At 59.9% G+C, this 20035-nt stretch carries 13 protein-coding genes; 4 read left to right on the top strand and 9 right to left on the bottom strand.

The window, feature by feature from the left end:
* Positions 1-59 precede the first annotated feature (59 nt).
* The gene (locus QOM08_RS01085) at positions 60-2279 is read left to right on the top strand and encodes a heavy metal translocating P-type ATPase (RefSeq protein ID WP_316912448.1); all 2220 of its coding nucleotides are present in this window, start codon (positions 60-62) and stop codon (positions 2277-2279) included.
* Positions 2280-2423: 144 nt separating this feature from the next.
* Here the strand turns inward: QOM08_RS01085 and QOM08_RS01080 are convergent, their stop codons facing one another.
* The 3 genes from QOM08_RS01080 to QOM08_RS01070 are packed head-to-tail and all read right to left on the bottom strand — an operon-like array spanning position 2424 to position 7632.
* Complete coding sequence (locus tag QOM08_RS01080) at positions 2424-5471, bottom strand: efflux RND transporter permease subunit (RefSeq protein WP_160894070.1); 3048 nt, start codon at positions 5469-5471, stop codon at positions 2424-2426.
* Positions 5468-6532 carry an efflux RND transporter periplasmic adaptor subunit gene (locus tag QOM08_RS01075; protein WP_107323104.1) on the bottom strand — a complete coding sequence of 355 codons (1065 nt, stop codon included), beginning with the start codon at positions 6530-6532 and terminating at the stop codon, positions 5468-5470. The genes QOM08_RS01080 and QOM08_RS01075 overlap by 4 nt, the downstream gene beginning before the upstream one ends.
* On the bottom strand, positions 6529-7632 hold the full coding sequence (locus QOM08_RS01070; protein WP_107323105.1) for an efflux RND transporter periplasmic adaptor subunit: 1104 nt from the start codon (positions 7630-7632) through the stop codon (positions 6529-6531). The genes QOM08_RS01075 and QOM08_RS01070 overlap by 4 nt, the downstream gene beginning before the upstream one ends.
* Positions 7633-7774: 142 nt before the next feature.
* On the opposite strand from QOM08_RS01070, the gene QOM08_RS01065 reads away from it, so the two are divergent.
* Positions 7775-8935, top strand: coding sequence for an AAA family ATPase (locus QOM08_RS01065; protein WP_316912447.1), 1161 nt, complete (start codon positions 7775-7777; stop codon positions 8933-8935).
* A 329-nt stretch (positions 8936-9264) separates the two neighbouring features.
* Here the strand turns inward: QOM08_RS01065 and QOM08_RS01060 are convergent, their stop codons facing one another.
* The 6 genes from QOM08_RS01060 to QOM08_RS01035 form a co-directional block, all read right to left on the bottom strand.
* A complete protein-coding gene (locus QOM08_RS01060) occupies positions 9265-10047 on the bottom strand; it encodes a MetQ/NlpA family ABC transporter substrate-binding protein (protein WP_047226803.1) in 783 nt (260 codons plus the stop codon).
* A gap of 177 nt (positions 10048-10224) precedes the next feature.
* Positions 10225-14955, bottom strand: coding sequence for an RHS repeat-associated core domain-containing protein (locus QOM08_RS01055; protein ID WP_316912446.1), 4731 nt, complete (start codon positions 14953-14955; stop codon positions 10225-10227).
* Positions 14956-14983: 28 nt separating this feature from the next.
* Positions 14984-15928, bottom strand: a complete 945-nt coding sequence (locus QOM08_RS01050) for a hypothetical protein (RefSeq protein ID WP_188251746.1) — start codon at positions 15926-15928, stop codon at positions 14984-14986.
* A gap of 259 nt (positions 15929-16187) precedes the next feature.
* Positions 16188-17111: a sigma 54-interacting transcriptional regulator gene (locus QOM08_RS01045; protein ID WP_076383250.1), complete on the bottom strand. Its 924-nt coding sequence runs from the start codon at positions 17109-17111 to the stop codon at positions 16188-16190.
* 46 nt (positions 17112-17157) lie between these two features.
* A complete protein-coding gene (locus tag QOM08_RS01040; RefSeq protein WP_188251744.1) occupies positions 17158-17739 on the bottom strand; it encodes an alpha/beta hydrolase in 582 nt (193 codons plus the stop codon).
* 213 nt (positions 17740-17952) lie between these two features.
* Positions 17953-18198 (bottom strand): DUF2789 domain-containing protein, encoded by a 246-nt coding sequence (locus tag QOM08_RS01035; RefSeq protein WP_076383248.1) that lies wholly within the window; start codon positions 18196-18198, stop codon positions 17953-17955.
* Between the two features lie 144 nt (positions 18199-18342).
* On the opposite strand from QOM08_RS01035, the gene QOM08_RS01030 reads away from it, so the two are divergent.
* Together QOM08_RS01030 and QOM08_RS01025 are read left to right on the top strand one after the other, a co-directional pair.
* Positions 18343-18867 carry an NfeD family protein gene (locus tag QOM08_RS01030; RefSeq protein WP_047226797.1) on the top strand — a complete coding sequence of 175 codons (525 nt, stop codon included), beginning with the start codon at positions 18343-18345 and terminating at the stop codon, positions 18865-18867.
* A 1-nt stretch (position 18868) separates the two neighbouring features.
* Positions 18869-19630 (top strand): slipin family protein, encoded by a 762-nt coding sequence (locus QOM08_RS01025; RefSeq protein WP_047226796.1) that lies wholly within the window; start codon positions 18869-18871, stop codon positions 19628-19630.
* Positions 19631-20035: the final 405 nt, after the last annotated feature.

The following is a 20035-nucleotide window of genomic DNA, read 5'->3' as shown; positions in this document are numbered from 1 at the left end:
CCCTATAGTGGCTACAGGGTCTTTACTGTGCAACAGGCACTTTTCACGGACGTAACCCGATGAGCGATTCCATTCATACCCACAAGCCCGACCACGGCCATGACCACGGGCATTCCTGCTGCTCAGCCAAAGCGGCACCGTCGGTGGTCAAGCTCGGCAAGGCGCCGACGGACGGCGCTCGGCTGAGCAGTTTTCGCATCCAGGCCATGGACTGCCCCACCGAACAGACGCTGATCCAGAACAAGCTCGGCAAACTTGCAGGCGTGCAACAACTGGAATTCAACCTGATCAATCGCGTGCTGGGCGTCACTCACGACTTGCCCAACGACTCGCCGATCATTGATGCGATCCAGTCCCTGGGCATGCAGGCCGAGCCGTTGGCCCCGGGCCAGGAAAAAGAAACCAGCGAATTGCCCGCTCCGGCCAAGCCCTGGTGGCCGCTGGCGCTGTCGGGTGTCACCGCACTGGGTGCCGAGGTGATCCACTTCACCAGCGCCGCGCCGGAGTGGGTGGTCGCGCTAATGGCGTTGGTGTCGATCCTCAGCGGCGGTCTCGGTACCTACAAAAAGGGCTGGATCGCTCTGAAAAACCGCAACCTGAACATCAACGCACTGATGAGCATCGCGGTGACCGGTGCGGTGCTGATCGGCCAATGGCCGGAAGCGGCGATGGTGATGTTCCTGTTCACGGTGGCTGAATTGATCGAGGCCAAGTCCCTGGACCGGGCGCGCAACGCCATCAGCGGCCTGATGCAGATGGCTCCGGAACAGGCCACCGTGCAACAGGCCGATGGCACCTGGCAGGTGCAAGCGGTCAAGGCCATCAACCTCGGCGCACGGGTGCGGGTTCGCCCAGGCGAACGGGTGGGTCTGGACGGGGACGTCGTCGCCGGTCGCTCCACCATCGATCAGGCGCCCATTACCGGCGAGAGCCTGCCGGTGGAAAAAACCGTGGGCGACAAGATCTTCGCCGGCACCATTAACCAGGCCGGCGAACTGGAGTACACCGTGACCGCCGCAGCCGACCACTCCACCCTGGCGCGAATCATCCACGCCGTGGAACAGGCCCAGGGCTCCCGCGCCCCGACCCAGCGCTTCGTCGATCAGTTCTCGAAAATCTACACCCCGGCGGTGTTCGCCCTGGCGTTGGCCGTGGCGGTGATCCCGCCGCTGTTCATGGGGGCGACCTGGTTCGACTGGATCTACCGGGCGCTGGTGTTACTGGTGGTGGCCTGCCCGTGTGCGCTGGTGATTTCCACCCCGGTGACCATTGTCAGCGGCCTCGCCGCAGCAGCGCGCAAAGGCATTCTGATCAAGGGCGGCGTGTATCTGGAGGGCGGCCACAAGCTCGACTATCTGGCCCTGGACAAGACCGGCACGATCACCCATGGCAAGCCGGTGCAGACCGACTACGTTCCACTCGACCCGACAGTGGAAGCGACGGCACCCGCTTTGGCCGCCAGTCTTGCCGCCCGTTCAGACCATCCGGTCTCCCATGCAATCGCCAACGCAGCTGTGGATAAACAGCAGGCGCCGCACGCTGTGGATAACTTTGCAGCGCTGCCGGGACGCGGGGTGCGCGGCGATATCAACGGCCAGACCTATCATTTGGGCAATCACCGTCTGGTGGAAGACCTGGGCCTGTGCTCTGCCGAGCTGGAAGAGAAGCTCTTCGCCCTGGAAAAACAAGGCAAGTCCGTGGTGCTGTTGCTCGACCACTCAGGCCCCTTGGCGCTGTTTGCCGTCGCCGACACGGTGAAGGACTCCAGCCGCGAAGCCATCCAGCAACTGCATGAGCTGGGTATCAAGACCCTGATGCTCACCGGCGACAACGCTCATACCGCCGAGGCGATTGCCGCACAGGTGGGCATGGATCAGGCGCGAGGCGATCTGTTGCCGGGCGACAAACTGCAAGCCATCGAGGATCTGTATGCCTTGGGTCACCGGGTCGGCATGGTGGGCGACGGCATCAACGACGCCCCTGCCCTGGCGCGCTCGGAGATCGGCCTCGCCATGGCGGCGGCGGGCACCGACACCGCCATTGAGACCGCCGATGTCGCCCTGATGGACGATGACTTGCGCAAGATCCCGGCGTTCATCCGCCTGTCGCGGCAGACTTCGAGCATCCTGAAACAGAACATCGCTTTGGCGCTGGTCATCAAGGCGATCTTTCTGGGATTCACCTTTGCCGGGGTTGCCACCATGTGGATGGCGGTGTTTGCCGACATGGGGGTGAGTTTGCTGGTGGTGTTCAATGGGTTGCGGTTGTTGCGTAAATAGAGGTGATGAGGCACCCGCATCGCGAGCAGGCTCGCTCCCACAGTAGATCTCAGCGGCCACACGTGGTGTACAACCGAGATCCAATGTGGGAGCGAGCCTGCTCGCGATGGGGCTGCACCGCAGCCCCAATGATTCACCGCCTGTTCAGTCGCGCTTGGGCTCGCGAATCTTGTACCAGGCCACATACAGCGCCGGCAGGAACAACAACGTCAGCAGGGTGGCGATGATGATCCCGCCGATCATCGCGTAGGCCATCGGCCCCCAGAACACTTCCCGGGCAATCGGGATCATCCCCAGGCTCGCGGCGGCCGCGGTGAGCAGAATCGGCCGACGCCGATGTTCGGTGGCTTGCACCACCGCATCCCAGGGCTCGTACCCGTCACGTTCATACTCATCGATCTGGGTCACCAGGATCACCGAGTTGCGGATGATGATGCCGATCAGTGCCAGTATCCCGAGGATCGCCACAAAACCCATGGGCGTGCCCGTCGGCACCAGCGCCAGCACCACGCCGATCAACCCAAGGGGCGCGACGCTGGCCACCAGGAACATTTTCTGCACACTGTGCAGCTGGATCATCAGGAAGGTCGCCATCAAAAACAGCATCAGCGGCACGACGCTGGCAATCGGCCCTTGGGCTTTGCTGCTTTCTTCCACCGTCCCCCCGGTGGCGACCTTGTAGCCCGCCGGCAGGCCGGCAGCGAATTGATCGATGGCCGGTTGCAGTTGCTTCACCAGATCGGTGGGCTGGATTTCATCGCGCACCGCGGCCTTGATGGTAATGGTGGGCTTGCGGTCGCGACGCCACACCAGGGGTTGTTCCAGTTCATAGCGCACTGTGGCGAACGCCAGCAGCGGAATGGAGGTGCCGCTCGGCGTGACGATCTGCAAGTTCTGCAGGGTCTGCGGCGAACCGCGCTCGGCGTCTTCGGCACGACCGACCACGTTGATCAGGTAGATGTCGTCATTGACCTGGGTCACCGGCGAACCGCTGACGATACTGTTCATCAGCCTGGCCACGTCCTCCGAAGACAAGCCCAGTTGCCGCGCCCGGTCTTGGGCAATGTCGATACGCAGCACCTTGCCCGGCTCGTTCCAGTCATAAATGATTTCGCCAATGTGGGTGTTCTTGTCCAGTTCGCTGGCAAGTTCGATGGCGTGCTTGCGCACCTGGTCGATGTCCTTGCCGCTGACCCGGTACTGGATCGGCCGCCCCACCGGCGGGCCCATTTCCAGGGCCTGCACGTAGCTGCCAATGCCGACGAAGTCCTCGCGCAGACGCTTTTGCAGGCGTTCGGTGAGGGCCGTGCGCGACTCCAGGCCTTTGCTGACGATCACCAGTTGCGCGTAGTACGGATTCTGCAACTGCTGGTCCAGCGGCAGGTAGAAACGAATCGCGCCCTCACCGATGTAGGTGCTCCAGCGCTCGATGTCCGGGTCGCCCTTGAGCGTCGCCTCCAGGCGATCGACCGCCTTGCGGGTCTCGTCCATCGAAGCGTTCTGCGGCAGGTTCAAGTCCACCAGAATTTCCGGGCGGTCCGAAGACGGGAAGAACTGGTTCTGCACAAAACGCATGCAAAACACCGACAACGCAAACAGCAGCACGGTGATGCCGATGGCCCACCAGCGATTGCGCATCGCCCACAGCAAGCCGCCATTGAAAGCCCGGCCGATCCGTCCTGGCTCGTTGCTGTGGGGTTTCACATGGGTACTGAGGATGTGCACGCCGATCACCGGGGCGAACAGCACCGCGACAATCCACGACACCAGCATCGCCACGGCAATGACTGCAAACAGGGTAAAGGTGTACTCGCCGGCGGAGCTGGCGTTCAGGCCGATGGGCACGAACCCGGCCACGGTCACCAGGGTCCCGGTGAGCATCGGGAACGCCGTTGAGGTGTAGGCGAAGGTCGCGGCCTGCTCCTTGGTTTCACCTTTCTCCAGGCGCGTGACCATCATCTCCACGGTGATCATCGCGTCGTCCACCAGCAGACCGAGGGCGATGATCAGCGCACCAAGGGAAATCCGCTGCATGGTGATGCCGCTGTATTCCATGAACACAAAGACCATCGCCAATACCAGCGGAATCGAGCAGGCCACCACCAGCCCGGCCCGTAAGCCAAGGCTGATAAAGCTGACCACCAGCACGATAATCACCGCCTCGAACAACGCGCTGGTGAAACCGCCGACCGCTTCCTCCACCACTTCGGCCTGGTCCGACACGGTATGCACGTCGACGCCCACTGGCAGATCGGCGGTCAGTTCGTTCATGCGCGCGTGCAGTGCCTTGCCGAATTCCTGGATGTTGCCGCCCTTCTTCATCGCAATCGCCAGGCCAATGGCCGGCGTGCCATTGAAGCGAAACATTGGGGTCGCGGGGTCGACATAACCGCGACTGATGTCAGCGATGTCGGCCAGGCGATAAAAACGATCATTGAGCCGCAGATTGACGTTGGCCAGGTCCTTTTCCGACTGGAACTGCCCGGAAGTGCGTACGGAAATCCGCTCCGGCCCGGCGTCGATCACCCCGGCGGGAGTCACAGCGTTCTGGGATTGCAGGCTCTGCACCACCTGGCGCTGATCAATACCCAGCGCGGCGAGCTTGCGGGTCGAAAAATTCAGGTACAGGACTTCATCCTGCTCGCCCACCATCTCGACCTTGCCCAGGCCCGGTACCTCACGGATTTCGGCGCGCACTTGCTCCACATAATCGCGCAACTGACGCATCGAAAGCCCGTCGCCGGTGAAGGCATAGACCGACCCGTACACATCGCCGAATTCGTCGTTGAATCCCGGGCCCTGCAGGCCCTGGGGGAAGTCACCACGGATGTCGTCGATCTTCTTGCGAACCTGATACCAGATCCCGGGGATTTCCTCGGCGTCGGTGGTATCGCGCAGGTACACGAACACCGTCGACTCCCCTGGTCGGGTATAGCTTTTGACATAGTCGAGAGAGTCGAGCTCTTCGAGTTTTTTCTCGATGCGGTCGGTGACCTGCTTGAGGGTTTCCTCCTGGGTCGCGCCAGGCCAACGAGTCTGGATGACCATGGTCTTGATGGTGAACGAGGGGTCTTCTTCGCGCCCCAGGTTCATGTAGGAAAACACCCCCATCAACAGGGCGACGAACATTAAGTACCAAACAAACGACTGATGCCGCAGGGCCCATTCGGATAAGTTGAAAGGCCCTTTCATCGTGCGTCCTCGTCGAGTTTCACTTTCTGCCCCGGCTGGAGGCTGTTCACACCGGCGCTGACCACACGGTCGCCGGGCTTGATGCCATTGGCCACCAGCACCGAGTCGGTGGAGCGGCTGAGAATCCTCACCTCTCGGGGGGAAACGGTCTGACTCTGCGGATCGACAAGCCAGATCCGCGTTGTGCCATCAACCTCTTGCAAGGCACTGAGCGGCAGCTCGATGCGCGGCTCGATGGTTGAGCTCAGGGTCACGCTGATGGCCGTGCCCAGGCGAAAGCCTGGCGGTGTATCGCCCAGGGTCAGCCGTGCGCGGCGCGTGCGGGTGGCGCTTTGGGCCTGGGGTTCGATCTCGCGCACGGTGGCGGTCGTGCGGATGCTCGGGTCCAGTTCCCCGGCGACCTCGAACACGACATCGGCGGGCAGGCGCTCAGCCAGGCCGGCCGGCAGGTCGATCACCGCTTCCTTGATGTCCGGGCGCGCCAGGGTCACCACTTGCTGGCCGGCAGTGACCACCTGCCCGGCCTCGGCATTCCAGGCCGTGACGACGGCATCGTGGTCGGTGTGCAACTGGCTGTAGTTGAGTTGGTCGCGAGCCTGCTCCACCGATGCACGGGCCTGTTCCAGGGAAGCCGCGGTGGTTTTCAGATCGGTCTGGGCAATGTCCAGTTGCGCCTGCGCGCCGACACCACGGTCGAACAACTGCTGCTGGCGACGGGCATTGGCCTGGGCGTTGATGTACTGCGCCTCGATCCGCGCCAGGTCGCCCTGGGCGGCGCGCAACTGGTTCTGTTGATCGGTGGGGTCGAGGGTAGCGAGCAAATCACCCTTCTTCACTTCGGCGCCGACATCGACGTTGCGGCTGGCGATCCGTCCCGGCACGCGGAACCCCACATTGGTCTCGTAACGGGCCTGGATGCTGCCCGCGAAGCGCCCAAGGGCTTGCTGGTCGAGCGCGCGAACCTCGATGGACAACACCGGGCGCACCGGCTCAGGTGGCGGCTCTTCCTTCGAGCACGCCGCCAGCAACAGGCCAGCCGAGACCATCCATAAACGCTTCATGGCTGGACTCCCGTCGGGGATTTCTCATGGGTATTTTCAGCGATCTCTACGCGCACGCCGGGATGCAGCAATTGCCCACCTGCAGTGACCACTGTCTCACCCCCCTTGAGCCCGTCGCTGATGATGACCTTACCGGTGAGATACCGGCCGACGGTGACATTGTGCAACTGCGCCTTGCCTGCATCGTCCACCAGCCACACCGCTGGATCGTGAAGGTTCTTGGTCAGCGCCGACCAGGGCAGTTCCACGGCGGTCTTGCCGGCAGACTTGGCGGTGGCACTGACCACCGAACCCAGGCGCATGCCTTCGGGTAACTCACTGAGCGTCACCTTGACCTGCACGGTGCCGGTTTCAGCGGAAACCGCCGGGGTGATCTCGCGCACCGTACCGGTGGTCTTGATGGCCGGGTTGTCCAGCAGGCTGATGACGATGGCGGGATCCGAGGGCGGTTCGCGCAACAGTGACTCGTAGATATTGAACACGGCGTCGCGCTCTCCGTCCTGGGCCAGGCTGAAGATCGGTTCCGTGGCCTGCACCACCTGGCCGACCTCCGCCTGCCGTGCCGTGATGATGCCCGGAGCCTCGGCGATCAGCGCGGTATAGCTCAGTTGTTCGCGGGCGTTGGCCAACTGGGCCTGGGCAGCGGTCAGCGCACTCTGGCTGCTGCGCAGTTGCGCCTGGGCCGTGTCATATTCGCTCTGGCTGGTATAACCCTTGGGCAAGAGTTTTTGCTGGCGCACGAACGCCGCCGCACTCTGCTTGACCCGCGCCTGTTCGGCAGCCACCTGAGCCTGGGCGGAGTCGACACGAGTCTGCAGATCCTGGGGGTCGAGCCGGGCGAGCACCTGTCGAGCCGAAACCCGGTCACCGACATCCACCTTGCGCTCGACGATCTTGCCGGCCACGCGGAACGACAAATCGGTCTGCACCCGAGCCTGGACGTCACCGGTGAGGGTCACCGAGGCGGCATATTCGGTGGGCACGGCCTGTTGCACGAAAACCCTCGGCAGGGCCTTTTCCTCGGGTTTTTCATCACCGCATCCGGCCAACACCACACACAAGCCAAGGCCAACCAGAACTTTACTTCGAGGACCAGCCATGCAGACTCCTTTGCGTTGTACGGACGTACCAGTGACGATACGACTGTGAGCTTAGAACAGGGTTCAACACCTGCCACAGGATCACAATGGATACACCCATCAGGCAGACTAGTGCCTTTGCGGCAGCGGGAAAAATTTGCACATGCTCAAGACACTGGCGGTGGCCAACTACCGCTCGATCAACAAACTGGTGATCCCCCTGGGCCGGCTGAACCTGATCACCGGCCCCAACGGCAGTGGCAAATCCAATCTGTATCGTGCCCTGCGCCTGTTGGCGGAGACCGCCCAGGGTGGCGTGGTCAACGCCCTGGCCCGCGAAGGCGGGCTGGACTCGACCTTCTGGGCCGGGCCGGAAGTGATCAGCCGGCGTATGCGCAACGGCGAGGTGCCCATCGGAGCTACGGTGCGGCTCAGCACGAAACGCCTGCGCCTGGGTTTTGCCGGGGAAGATTTCAGCTATTCGATTTCCCTCGGCCTGCCGGAACCGAGTTTGTCCGCGTTTTCGCTGGACCCTGAAATCAAGCGCGAATGCATCTGGGCCGGCCCGGTGTTTCGTCCCGCCAGCCTGCTGGTGGATCGCAACGGGCCCATGATCCGTGCCCGGGACGGTCGCACCTGGGACGTCCTGGCTCAGTACACGCCCACCTTTGACAGTTTGTTCGACCAGGTCGGCAGCCTGCGCACCTCACCGGAGGTGCTGCAGATGCGCGAGTTCATTCGTCGCTGGCGCTTCTATGACCACTTTCGCAGCGACGCCGACGCCCCGGCGCGCCAGCCGCAACTGGGCACCCGCACGCCGGTGCTGCACCACGACGGGCGTGACCTGGCCGCTGCCCTGCAAACCATTCTTGAGATCGGCGACGATCAAGCCTTGCACTCGTCCATCAGCGACGCATTCCCCGGTGCCCGGCTGCATGTCGAGAAACTGCAAGGCGGGCGTTTCGGCATCGAGTTTCATCAGCATGGCTTGCTGCGCCCGCTGTCGGCCGCCGAACTTTCCGACGGGACCCTGCGCTATCTGCTGCTGATAGCCGCACTGCTCACCCCGCGCCCACCCTCGCTGATGGTGCTCAACGAACCGGAAACCAGCCTGCACCCGGACCTGTTGCCGGCCCTGGCGCGGTTGATCATCCGCGCTTCAGCGCACTGTCAGGTCTGGGTGGTCTCCCATGCCCGGCGCTTGATCACCGCCTTGCAGCAGGACAACGACTGCAATTGCATCGTGCTGGAGAAAGATCTGGGCCAGACCGGGATCGTCGGCCAGGGAATACTGGATGCGCCGGCCTGGAGCTGGCCGGATTGATCGACGGTATTTGCAGGGGCCAAGTAAGAAGGCTATTTTTCCACTGGCTGTAGGACGGGTCTATTTCTCGACGGACCTCTCCAAGGAACCGCAGCTTATGGCCAGACTGCCTGGCCCCCATCACAAGGAAGATCACAATGGCTGACGTGAAAGCCCCGCAACACCTCGACCCACGCGACATCGTCAAACTGCTCGTGGCCCTGCGCCGCGCATTGAAAAAACCGCCTGCATAGCTACATCGATCAAGACGGGTTCTGAGCGTCGGCACAAAAAAAACGCCGACGCTGGCAAAGCCGTCGGCGTTGAAACTTAAAATCCTTGCTGTTCGATCAGAACGCCGGCAGTACCGCGCCGCTGTATTTCTTCTCGATAAATGCCTTCACTTCCGGGCTGGTCAGGGCCTTGGCCAGTTTCTGCATGGCCGGGCTGTCCTTGTTGTCCGGGCGGGCCACCAGGAAGTTCACGTAGGGCGAATCCGAACCTTCGATCACCAGCGCATCCTTGGCCGGGTTAAGACCCGCTTCCAGGGCGTAGTTGGTGTTGATCATGTCCAGGTCGACCTGATCCAGCACACGCGGCAGCATGGCCGATTCCAGCTCCTTGAACTGAAAGTTTTTCGGGTTCTTGGCGATGTCCTTGGGCGTGGCCAGGGCGTTTTTCGGGTCCTTGAGCTCGATCAGGCCCGCCTTCTGCAACAGGATCAGGGCACGACCACTGTTGCTGCCTTCGTTGGGGATGGCGATGGTCGCGCCGTCCTTGAGTTCGGCCAGGCTTTTGACTTTCTTCGAGTAACCACCGAACGGTTCCACATGCACGCCGATCACGGTCACCAGATCGGTGCCTTTGCCTTCGTTGAAGCTCTTGAGATACGGCAGGGTCTGGAAGTAGTTGGCGTCCAGGCGCTTCTGATCAACCTGTACGTTGGGTTGAACGTAGTCGGTGAACACCTTGATTTGCAGGTCCACGCCTTCTTTGGCCAGGGCCGGCTTGATCAGCTCAAGGATTTCAGCGTGGGGCACCGGGGTGGCCGCCACGACGAGTTTCTCCGCCGCCTGGGCCAGACCCGAGGTCAGGGCTGCTGCCAACGCGGTGAATAACAGAACCTTTTTCATGCAGTGTCCTTATCGAAGATCACCGTCGTCATGGACCACGGTCAAACAATGGAAGTGCCAGCGAAGTGCTATCGCTGGCGTGATGTGGACGATACCGATATTTTTTATGCCTTAACAATATCTTTTATTGAGGTGCTTATACCCATAAGCCATAAATGAGCAGGCGTAATTTCCTCGTCAGGCAAATCGGATATCGGCGCTTCGCTTCCTGACGTCACCATAGATTTCGTCCTGTGCCTGCCAAAGCGACTGGCTGCCGAAAAATTCGTCCGCGCGCTGGAGATACTCTTTGGCTTTTTCGATGTACCGGTCTCTATCGATCGTGTACCTGACGCCGTCAACCGGATACTTGACGTAACCGACCACATCCTTGGCTGTCAGTACATTCCTCAGGTCGTTTTGCACAGCGATGAAGTTACGCCGCCCGCCTTCAGGAATCAGACGGCTCGCGGCCTTGGCATATTCACCAACACGTACCGCACGCAAGGCATTGCCACGATTCAATGTCACGGTATCACCGAGTGCCTCGACGGTTTTCTGCAACGCCACGCTTGTGCCTTTGCCCAATACCTTGCCCGCCAGGGAAGCCCCGCCGGACACAACACCCAGCGCAATACTGGTGTAACTGAGAATCTGCGTGGCGACGGCATCCGGGGCTGCCTCCGTCAACACCACCGATGCAATCGATGCCGCGCCTGACACCACTTCCAGCGTCAACGCCGCCGCAGCCGAAAATGACACCCCGACCAAAGGTGCGGATGCGCCAAGGGTCGCAAGGGTCAATGCGACGGAAGCCACAGCAAAAGCAGCAGTAAGACCTATCTTGACCCAACCCCAGGCAGAAATATGGCCTGTCGGGTCGCTGAGATTGATCGGGTCTCCCAGACAATAGGCATAAGGATTGAGGCCGCCGCCATCGAACGGGCTCCAACTGTCGGGCCGGTGGAATCGCATCAGTACCGGATCGTAAGCCCGGTAGCCATTACCCAGCAGGTAACATCCCGTCACGGGGTCCAGCGGCTCGCCATTGAAACCGAACAGGCTACCCAACCCGTCGGACACCGGGCGTTGCCCATAGGGTGAATAAGCCTGCGTGGTGGTGTCTGCACCGGAAAGTGCCTGCAGGACGTTGCCGTAAGCGTCGGTGCAAAACAGCGCCGTCTCCTGGCCTTGCAACAGGGCCAGCAACTGCCGCCCTTCGCGCACGATGCTGCGCCTCTCGTCACCCGCCACTTCGCTGCACAACTGCTCTTGATGGTGGAAACGCCGGTATGCCTTCTCCCCCGTCAGCTCAAAGGCATGGAGCCAATCCGCGGCGTCATACCGATAGCGGGCCAACGTCGATCTGGAGTCCGCCGACGTCACGCTTTCCAGGCGGCCCAACTCGTCATAAAGCAGCCTGCGCCCTTGCCCATCGTTGAGCAGATTGCCGTCCGCGTCATAACTGAAGGTTGTATTGCCCGCCACATAGTCGGGATGACTGTGGATGACGGCACTGAGTTGCGTTTTGTCAGCCAGGTCATACCGATAGTTCGCAACGTTCTCGCCACCGACGAAACGGGTGGTGACCTGACGAATGTTATCGAGATAGTCGTAAGTGAAATCCTGGGAAACGATAACTTTTCCCTGCGTATCCACGGGCGCCTGCTCACCCTTGCAGGCGTAACGCTCCAAGCGGCCACGCAGATCATAGGTGAACGATTCCAGGCGCAGGAGGACGTTCCCGACCTTGAGCGTGCGCTGGCTGAGCTTATCGCCGGGGCCGAACGACTGGGCCAACTCCAGGACGTCTTTTTCCTGGGAGGAGGAACGTCGAAGAACCTCGCGGCCAAACTCGTCGTACACCAGGTCGGTGACCATCGACAGGCCCGATTGAGCGTCGGTGACGGTGATACAACTGAGGTGCTCTTGAGCGTTGTACGAGTAGGCGACGCAGACTCGGCCTTGGGTGATGCCCGACAACCGTCCTGTCTCGTCATAAAGACAGGTGCGATCCGCGCCGTTGACGTCTGTATGGCAAATTGGCTTTCCCATCAACGAGTGGGTTTGCGAACTTTCGAACCGGTCGAGCGCAGTTACCCATTTTTCCTGCTTGAGCCGACCGGACGCAGAATATTCCATGCGTCGCTGCACCAGCGCGTTGGCCGACTCCTGGAGCAGGCCGGTGCGCGGATCAAAACGATGCCTTGTCGAAACCGGCGCCTGGCTGCCTGCGCGCTCGGTGACACAATCATCGAGCAACGGATCAAGGGTGAACCGCAGGACTTTGCCGGCCGCAGTGATCCTCTGTGAAGCGTTCCTGCTGGAGCCTTCATAGACCAATCGTTCAGTGCGACCACCTGAGCGATTGAGCGTAATACGCATCAGCCCATCGTAGGTTCGGCTACCCACCACGTAGTCATTGGCGCTGATTTGCGTGGGATGGTCACCCTGGCTGTGTACCGCGTACTGCTTCTTGATGACCGTACCGTCGGGCAAAACCGTACTCAGGACCCTCCCCGCCAGATCGTAGCTGTAGCGAGTCACCGCCCCGTCAGAAGCCCTTTGCCTGATGCACCGTCCCAGCCCATCGTATTCGTAGGCGGTGACCTCTCGAACAACACCTGACAGGTCCACCCGTTCGATGCGCGACGGTTTGCCAAAAACGTTCGTGAACGTACGCGTCTTGCCAGCGCCTTCCATCCACTGTGTGCGAGTGAGCGCTACCGGGTCGACCTCATCATGCACGATCACCTGTCCACGGCGACGGACGCGGCTCTGATGTCCCCACGGGTCATACTCGTACAGGGTCTTCAGTGATTTCGCCTGGCCCTCGAACCAGTCGGTTTCTTCATCAGCCTTCAGGCGCCCGAGGCTGTCGTATTCGGCCTGATAGGTCAGGCGCATGGGCGCGCCAGGCATATCGACATCCTGCTTCTGGACGCTGATGGTGCGGCCGACGCCGTCACTGCGGGTCGCTGTCTGGACACCCCGCGAATCCGTGACGATGACCGTGACAAACGGATCTTCGGGTGTGAACGGGTGATAGGTGAATTGACGCGACGCTGCGCTGTCGGTGCCTGGCATCACCGTTTCACGGATCAGTTGCCCCAGCGAATCGTATTTCATGCTGACGCTGCTGCCCCCGGATTCACGGGTCTTGATCAGCCAGTCACACTCGTCATGCCAGCTCTGTCGCAAGTGCCTCACGCCTTCGGCGCTAAAGGTCTGGTCGGTGCGGACATGCCCGTTTTCACGCTGGTAGGCATAATGGTATTCAGTCCGCACACCGCCTACCGTTTCAACTTTGCTTTGCAGCCTTGCATGGAAGACGTCATTGACGTCGTTGACGTACCTTAATCGACAGTCCACCCATGGCTCGCTGACGCCTTCTTCGTACAGTGTTTCACTGGCGAGCTGCACACAACGGCCGCCACCGGGACGTAACGAAGGCAGCTCAGCGTAGGTGTAACGGACCACCGTTGTAGGCGCGGCAGCGAAGTCAGGGGAAGCGAAAATGGACTTCTGTTTGAGCAAGGACGGCACGCCCAATGGACTGGCAGGGCAGTCAGCATCCCCTTGTGCGGGGAAGTATTCATAGACTTCACGCACTCCGCTCGGACTGGTCTTTTCCAGCAGATTCCCATGTTCATCATAGGACGTGCGGGTGACCTCGCTTCTGATTCTACTGCGCCCCGCATCCGCGGCATCGCTGCTGTCAAAGAAGCTGTCGCGCACCACGCGTTGCATCTGGAACTGTGGGGGCTGATCCTCGAAAGCCCTATTGGGGACATCGTGGTATTCGATCTCCCGCAGTTGCATCTTGCCGCCACTGATCGTTCTTTGCGAAATCATCGAATGAAAGCGGTTGTAGGTACGCGTGACGCGAGACGCCTCACGCTGACCACCTTCATCCAGGGCGATCTGTATCTGGGTGCAAGCGTACTCGTACTGCCCGCTCAAGCCATAAAGCACATCACTGTCAGCGGTCCAGAGCGCGCGCGAATCGAACCCGAGAAAGTTTCTGCGCGAGTATTCATATTTGCTCATCATGGCCGGCTGCCCCCCGCCGGGGGACATGACCGACTGGACGACAACCGGCAACGAAGAGACCGGCGCCCCCGTAGGCAAGCGATGTCCCTCAGGCCTGTAACTGAGCGTTTCCTGCGCGCCGCTTGGCTGTTGGACGTTGGTCATCAGCAAAAAACCATTGATTCGCCGATAACCAAAGGACCACATCAACTGATTATTTTCGGCCGTGACCAGAATGATGCGCTGGAGTAGTTCATTGTTGAGCGCGAACCGGTATTGGAGTCTTTTTGAAGGCATATCCGGCCACAAGGTAATGGTCGGTGGCGTTCCTCCGTTCTGGGCATAGTCGATACTCAACAGGCGGTGATGTTGGTGATAAACCTCCGTCAGCCGTCGCTGTCCGGAAATGAGCCTGTAGGCATAGCGCGTTTGCGTGCCATTGGGGCAATACGCATGCGTCAGCAGCCACTCGTCAGCCGTTGCAGAGGGGCGCGAGAGTATTTCGGTCCGCCCATCGATATGCTCAATGACAAGTTCATCGCCTTGCACCGTAACGTTCAGGTTATCGAGCTTTTTATCCTTGAACGTGGCCTGGCCTTCGCTGACCAGAAGCTGATAGGTCACGCCGTTCGACAGTGTCAGCTTGCGTCGGCGTTGCTCATAGCTGCAGGTGCGCAGGGACCAGCCGGTGCCTAAACCCATGTTTTGATTATTGAAGGAATCATATGAAAGGGTAAGCGGTAGCTTCGACCCGCCGGCTGCGTCAGTGGGCGCTGCATCCAGCGCCACGCTGCAACTATAACTACCGGTACGAGGATCAACACCCGAACGAATGAAACTATCAAACCTGAAGGCAGCCGAAGTTAACTGCTCTTTGAATGAAACTGAGCGACTCATCTATTCTTCCTTGAACATGGTTTCTGATTTACCGGGCGACCCAGACCGCCAACGTCTCTTCAGTTATCCCGACGCGCAGTTGATGGAAATTTCCAAATACATCACGCATTTCCAGTGCAGCACTGTTTCTATTCTCTCGGACCCACACCGGCCCACCCTTTTTTCCGAACGCCAGAACGAATGCAACCGCGCCCTTTTCGCTTAAATTCCTTCCTACCGCATCCGGCCGTTCCCAACTCAAATAGGCTGACGTTCGTATTGCGCGACCAGCGCCATAGCCCACCACGTAATAACCCGAGTATCGATTGTCCGAGCTTCCTATCTGAAGATGCGTCCTCATAAAAAAGTCCGCCACAAATTCCATTCGCTGCTGGTCAACGATCAACTCCAGGACAAAACCCTCGACTTTCGCGATATCAGGCGATTGGCTGGAATAGTAGGCGGGGATGGCGCGAACAGAGTACTGCTCACTTCGGTAAACAGCGGGCGCCAGTGGAATCAATACCAGAGAGCCAAACTCGCTGGCCTTGGAAGATAGAAATTTTTTGCCATCGGCCCGCGTGATGCACAGCTGTAAATCTATCGGTGTGTCGGAACGGGTCGTGACATAAAAATCTTTGGTGTAAACAAACTCACCCGACGGCACCGAGCCTTGGATAGGGCCATTCGGAGGAAGCTGGCGAAAACGGCTGTCCTCCCGCTCGGTGTACCTCCAGTCTTTGATGTCTTCGCGGTGCCGGTCTTTGGTCAATGCCAATCCGGTCAATGCATCGACCAGAACAATGGAGTCCAGCTCGGACTGGCTTAGAGCGACACTGCCCCAGAGCCAGTCTTCGACCTCGACAACCACTTTAACCTTCAATTGCTGATAACCGTTGCGGTACAACTGATTACCGCCCGAGACTGAAAAAATCTTAAAGGTCTTCAGGTCAGACCAGGTCGCCACACCAGGCTCATTATTATTAAGTTCCATTTTCAAATCCTTAGTCCGTTACTTGATTGATAAGTGGCAGCCTTCCAGTTTGGCAGCCACATTGCTTGCGCCATTTAATTAACCATCACCACGGCGCCATCAATCAAGATCAAAACCCAGACAAATTATTTGAATGACAACTTATAACTGGCCACACAATGAAACAGCCCCAACACTTACGGGATCCGCACAACAACAACGCCAACAATATAAAAATCATCAGCGCTCAAATGATTCAGTAACATTATTGACGCAGGCATCAGATCCCGGCGATCCACGTCTTTAGTCGCTCAAGTTGTTGCCGGTCACCTTGCCTGATCAACTCAAGAACCATTTGCTCAATCACCGTTGCGGGTGTCGGTTGATGCGGTAAATTGAGATGTTCCGGCAATATTTGATCGCCGGTGCTCACCAGCAACGCAAAATGAATGACGTTCTCCAACTCGCGGGTATTGCCCGGCCAGTCGTGCCGTTCCAGCGCGTGCTGCGCGGCTTCGCTGATCAGCGGCACCGCCAGGCCGAGGCGCTGGCTGTAGATGCCCAGGAAGTACTCGGCCAGGGACAGGATATCGCCCACCCGCTCGCGCAAAGCCGGCAACTCGAGTTGACCTTCACTGAGATAGTCATAGAGCCGTTGGTGGAATTTACCGGCAGCCACTGCTTGCGCCAGATCGATGCTGGTGGCCGCAACCAGGCGCACATCCACAGGGCTGGGCTGGTGGGCGCCGACGCGGATGACTTCGTGGTTCTCCAGAGCCGCCAACAATTTTAGCTGGATCGGCAGCGGTAAATCGCCGATCTCATCCAGATAAAGGGTGCCGCCATTGGCCGAGCCGAACCAGCCGGCGCGGCTACTGGCCGAGCCGTTGTGGCTGCCGACGGCATAACCGAACAATTCGGCGTCGGCGTAAGTCGGGCTGATCGCAGCGCAATTGACCGAAACGAACAGCCCACCGCGAGCGCTTTCACGATGCAGGTAACGGGCAAGCAACTCCTTGCCCGTACCGGTTTGGCCGCGAATCAGTACCGCGATCGAGCGCGGCGCCAGTTGCTCCAATGCGTGGCGTAGTTGCCGCGAACGCGGGTCGACGAACACCAACGCCTTGGCGCGAATGCTCAGGGGGCTTTTTTGTGCGTCGGGAAACGTCAGCAACGGCTGACCCAGTGTTTCATGCAGGCTCATGGCAGACTCCCGCCCCAACCGCCGGGAGACGGGAGGGCAAAAAAATTCAGGCGCGACGCAGGGCGTGGTGCTCCATGCGGGTTTGCAGACGATAGAGATAGGCGAAACCCTGCTCCCAACGCTGATGGCCAGACTTGACATTGATATGCCCCGCCCCGGCCAGAATCCCGGCCTCGGCGCCCCAATGACGCGCCAGTTCAAGCGCGCGCTCAACGCTTACGGCGGGGTCATTGTCGGAACTGACCACTTGGCTCGCAAATGGCAGCAGATCGGTGGGAATCGGCGCGAAATTGCGCAACGCAGGCGCGCAGGCCGGCCGTTCGACATCCGCCGGCGCCACCAGTAACGCCCCGCGCACCTGCTGCAGAAACTGCACCGGCGCGCTGGCCGCCCAATGGGCAACCGTGATGCAACCCAGGCTATGGGCAATGAGGATCACCGGCCTGCTGTCGGCGGCAATGGCTTCGGCCAGCGCTGCCACCCAGTCTTCACGCCGGGGGGTCAACCAGTCGGCCTGCTCGACCCGGGCACTGTTGGGCAGGCTGCTCTGCCAATGGGTTTGCCAGTGGTTTTGCGGCGATCCTTGCCAGCCCGGCACAATTAGGTAGCGAATCGATTCGTTGCGCATGGGTGCTCTCCCGCGTGTCTGTTGCAGGCGAGTATAGGGAGGTGAGCCAGATTGATTAAGGAATAAGAAGCTATTTATTAATAACAGTTAAGAATAAGTACTTTTCTCTGTGGGAGCGGGCTTGCTCGCGAAAGCGCTGGGCCAGTTGTCGGTGACGCTGGCTGATACGACGCATTCGCGAGCAAGCCCGCTCCCACAGGTTCCGCTTCCGTGTCACTCGTTGCGTCCCTTGCGCAGCAACACATTCAACTGGTCCACCACTTCCGCCCAGTCCGCGTCCTCGAGGATTTCTTCACGCAGTAACTGCTGCTGGCTTGTGCTCCAGAAAAACGCGTCAGCCAAGTGCAGTTCAGGCTTGAGGGGTGAATGGGTCGTGATGAATTTGTCGATATCAACGGGGTCGTCAGACAGGCCCAATTGTTTGAACAGCGCGGGCAGGCTGTGGATCGGGGATTCCATGCGGGACTCCTGAGCATAGATCGGATGGCTGGGTTACTCCCCGCAGTCTAGCCTCTTGACGACCGCCAGACTGATCAAAATTCGATCAAACCACGCGTGAACTAGACTCTAGATAGAGTTCCCAATCACATCGCGGAGGATCCAGTGAACATTCGCTGTTTGATGGTCGCATTGCTGGCCATGAGCGGGCCCGCATTGGCGGCCGACGGACTCGCGCTACTGACGGCCAATCCCTTGGGTTTCTGGCTGATTGCTGCGGGCGTGGCCTTGCTGATCGCCGAGGCCGCCTTGCCCAACTACGGAGTCGCCGGGTTGGGCGGCATCATTCTGTGCGTCATTGGCGCGATCATCCTGACCAACGCCGATATACCGGTCCCACTGATGATCGTCCTGGGTCTGATCAGTGGCTTTTTGCTGATAGCCCTCCTGGTCCGCGCATTGAAAACCCGACCGCGCCAACCCGTCAGCGGCGATGCCGCGTTGTTGGGCAGCGTCACGGCGGTGACAGCGTTACAGGCCGGCAATAACCATCATGGCTGGATCCAGCTGGAAGGCGAACGCTGGCAGGTGACAAGCGCGATGCCGCTGCGGCCTGGCCAGGCCGTGCGGGTCATCGCACGCAAGGGTCTGCTACTGGAAGTGGCCGCCGCTGATTCACAAGGAGCCTGATATGGGTATGCAAATCGGTTTCACGATGCTGTTGTTGCTATTGATAGCACTGGCGGCTTCAACGTTCCGGATCCTGCGCGAATACGAACGCGGGGTGGTTTTTCAGCTCGGCCGGTTCTGGCAGGTCAAAGGGCCCGGGCTGATCCTGCTGATTCCCGTGGTGCAGCAGATGATCCGCGTCGACTTGCGCACCATTGTCCTCGACGTACCGGCGCAGGACGTGATCACCCGCGACAACGTCTCGGTGAAGGTCAACGCGGTGTTGTACTTTCGCGTGCTCGATCCACAGAAGGCGATTATCCAGGTCGAAAACTTCCTCATGGCGACCAGCCAACTGGCCCAGACCACCTTGCGCGCCGTTCTCGGCAAACATGACTTGGACCAATTGCTGGCCGAGCGCGAGCAACTGAACAGCGACATCCAGCAAGTGCTGGACGCCCAGACCGACGCCTGGGGTATCAAAGTGGCCAACGTGGAAATCAAGCACGTGGATCTCAATGAATCGATGATCCGCGCCATCGCCCGGCAAGCCGAAGCCGAGCGGGAACGACGGGCCAAGGTGATCCACGCCGAAGGCGAGTTGCAAGCCTCGGAAAAACTCATGCAAGCCGCCGAAATGCTCGGTCGCCAGCCTGGCGCCATGCAACTGCGCTACATGCAGACACTGGGCTCCATTGCCGGGGACAAGACCTCCACCATCGTTTTTCCGCTGCCGATCGAGTTGCTCAAGGGGATGGCGGAGTTGTCGCCCAACAAGTCTTGATCAATTGCGCAGGGCATGGAATTCCAAGCGAAAGATCAAAGGATCGCAGTCTTCGGTAGCTCCTACACCCACTTCTGTAGGAGCTACCGAAGACTGCGATCCTTTGATCTTTTCCCCCGCCAAACCCTCGGACATTTCCTTCAATACGCAGCGTTGTTCATGAACTAGGCAGCGATCTCGAGCGCCGCTAACCTTTGTCCGTCATCGCAAAAAACGGTGACACGGACGTGCAAGTCCGATCTAGGAACGCATTCGTTATGGCTATTCGCCGAGTATTTTTCTATGCTCGCCGACTGTTATGGCGGCTGCGCGTGGGAGACTTTCGGGTCTGCCGGGTTCCTGGACCGGTCTTGCACACCTACGTACAGCTGCCACCTTTTTCGAAGTGCAATCGATGGGTGTCGG

This window comes from Pseudomonas sp. P105, assembly GCF_032614175.1.
Lineage (GTDB): Bacteria > Pseudomonadota > Gammaproteobacteria > Pseudomonadales > Pseudomonadaceae > Aquipseudomonas > Aquipseudomonas rhizophila.
Note: the sequence above shows the minus strand (reverse complement) of the source record. Positions and strands in the feature narration are given on the sequence as shown.